This is a genomic window from Chamaesiphon sp. OTE_75_metabat_556 (assembly GCF_031378165.1).
Taxonomy (GTDB): domain Bacteria; phylum Cyanobacteriota; class Cyanobacteriia; order Cyanobacteriales; family Chamaesiphonaceae; genus Chamaesiphon.
Genome location: NZ_JANNDR010000064.1, coordinates 1 through 2,162 on the forward strand (window position 1 = coordinate 1; position 2,162 = coordinate 2,162).

Consider the following 2,162-nt stretch of genomic DNA (forward strand, 5'->3'; position numbering starts at 1 on the left):
AGAAAGTATACTTTCTGCACTCCCAGAAAATCTAGAGAAACCAAACTTCATCGAGGAGATCACCCAGCTTTATATTACAGAGTAATTTAATGGTTTATTGGCTAAATGTACAAATTTGGCGCGTTGGGCACTTTTAGCCAACTATGAAAAATAACACTAATAATTTTTGGGAAAATTACCCGAAAACCAACAAAGTCAACCGCCATATACCAATATCCTAGAAATGTTGGGTTGAAGAATAAAACCCAACCTACAAATCTACAAATCCACCCTATGACTAATAAACTCAAGCCTGCTAATATGATGCCTGGTAATGCTGGATTACCGCTGATTCGGAATACCTTCGGTGCAATCACTCAGCAAGAATTATTTTATTGGCAACGACATCAGCAGCATGGCAAGATTTTCAAAGTATCGATGCCAGGACTATTTGATAATATCGCTTGCCTAGTTGGGCCAGAGGCAAATCGGCTGATGTTCAAAGATGAAGCTGATAAACTGTCCTCGCGATTGGGTAATAAATTCTTATCGCCGATCCTCAGCCCTGATATGGTGTTGATGCAAGATGGGCAACAGCATCGGATTAGTCGAAAGCTGATTTTACCAGTGTTTCTGCCACAAGCGATCGCGTCTTATTTTGATACGATTCAGGCGGTTGTGACGGAAACGATCGATGATTGGGGCAAACAAGGGACAATCGATCTCAGTGCCGAATTGCATAAACTGACACTGAAAATTGTCGTCAAGATTTTTCTGGGTAGCGAAAATACTGCGGAGATTGAACAAGTAAGTGAGTGGTTTACGATCCTGGTAGACAGCTTAAATGGTGTGATTAAATGGGATCATCCCTTGACTCTACATGGTCGGGGCCAAGTTGCTCGCCGCAAAATTTTTAACTATGTCCGCCAAATTATTCAAGAAAGATCGACAAATGGTGATTTAGATCAGTCTACCGATGTGCTGAGTTTGCTACTAAATACGATCGATGAAGATGGTAATAAATTTACAGAAACTCAAGTAATTAATCAGGCGATTGGATTCCTATTTGCAGGGCATGATACGACATCTAGCTTGATGAGTTGGTTATTGTTTGAACTAGGTAATTGTCCCGAATGGCGGCAAAGATTGTGGGATGAACAGCAGCAAGTAATGGGAGATAATCCAATCGCGATCTCACAGCTTCGTCAACTGCCCCATCTGACGAATACCATCAAAGAAGGTGAGCGGATGTATCCACCAGGTTTTATTATCTGCCGGATGGTGATGGCAGATGTTGAACATGGGGGTTATCTGATTCCGGCTGGTTGGTATGTGTGCATTTTTCCACAGCTTACCCATCGGTTGCCCGAAATTTACCAAGACCCAGATACCTTCGATCCCGATCGGTTTGCACCACCGCGAGAAGAAGATAAAAAACAACCTTACTCATTAATTGGCTTTGGGGGTGGGGTGCATAGTTGTATCGGTGTGGAACTCGCCCAGATGGAGATGAAGATTATGCTCTCGACGTTGTTACAAAAATATGATTGGACAGTAACACCGAAAACTGCTGAAATTGCGCCAGTGCGTCGCCCATTTACAATGCAGAAGCAGTTAAAAGCAACATTCGTGCCACTAAATCCCCTCCTCGGAGGGGTGTCCGTAGGACGGGGTAGGTAGATAATCGATTCCCACAAATAACCAATCAACTTGTCTAGATTGAGGTAATACAGATCGATCGGAATTACATAGTTTGATCGAAGATTTTACCCACCCCGCCCTTTCGGGCACCCCTCCCAAGAGGGGATTTTCAGGAAGTTGGCTTAGTATTTATATATTCTTAGCGATCGCTAAAACAACTAATGAAATTGCCACAAAGTCCGTCAGGTTTCACGGGTAAAATTTTCGGAAAATTGATGGAATTGACGAATGCTGATGCCTACCAGAAAACACTTCAGGCACTTAATCCGATCGACAATGAGCAATTTCTAGAAATTGGATTTGGCACTGGCTGTTGTGCCGAAATGCTCCTGTCAACCACCACAGGCACCTTTATCGCTGGTATCGATCCCACCGAAACAATGGTCAAAACCGCTTTAAATCGATTGATTAAAAAGGGATTAGGCGACAGAATCGATATTCGGCAGGGCACAGATGATTCCTTGCCTTGGGGCGACGATCGA

At 43.2% G+C, this 2,162-nt stretch carries 2 protein-coding genes; both read left to right on the forward strand.

Features of this window, described 5'->3' with window-relative positions; all coding sequences use genetic code 11:
- The first annotated feature begins 273 nt into the window (after positions 1-273).
- On the forward strand, positions 274-1,659 hold the full coding sequence (locus tag RMO27_RS03210) for a cytochrome P450 (RefSeq protein ID WP_309729028.1): 1,386 nt from the start codon (positions 274-276) through the stop codon (positions 1,657-1,659).
- Positions 1,660-1,841: 182 nt separating this feature from the next.
- Positions 1,842-2,162 (forward strand): methyltransferase domain-containing protein (locus RMO27_RS03215; RefSeq protein WP_309729030.1); only part of this gene is annotated, 321 nt, incomplete at its 3' end.